Genomic DNA, 351 nt, shown 5'->3' with positions numbered 1-351 from the left:
GGGCCTGTGGGGCTTGGCGGCACTTCGTGTTGGAAGGCAGGCCCTCTCAAAGTTTTACTCAGTTATTCCAGTAGAGGCAGTCTTCATGAGGCTTCTGCTGCTGTAGCCCCTAAAGTACGCCGGGCCAGTTGGAGAAGAGGAAGAATCCGGCCGTTCAGAATTATTTTAATCAAAACAGCCCTCCGGAGCTCATCCTGAAGGGAAAACAGCACATTGTTCGCCAGAGCGGGCTTGCAGCTTTTTCTCTCTTTGGTAAGCGGCATGTGAGGCATCAACGCCTCATCCCTGATTTTGCCCCATTAATATGCTCAGGTATGATGAAAGTACGAGCTCGCACTGGCGAACAGGGCG

General features: G+C 52.4%; 1 protein-coding gene. It reads left to right on the top strand.

Going from position 1 to position 351, the window contains the following annotated elements:
• Nucleotides 1–128: 128 nt before the first annotated feature.
• The coding region (locus tag FJM74_RS22245; RefSeq protein ID WP_206684097.1) for a hypothetical protein at nt 129–351 on the top strand (223 nt) is incomplete at its 3' end.

Origin of the sequence: Pontibacter beigongshangensis, from assembly GCF_014332515.1 — a bacterium.
GTDB lineage: Bacteria > Bacteroidota > Bacteroidia > Cytophagales > Hymenobacteraceae > Pontibacter > Pontibacter beigongshangensis.
The sequence above is the reverse complement of the archived record's forward strand: the minus strand, read 5'-3'. Positions and strand labels throughout refer to the sequence as shown.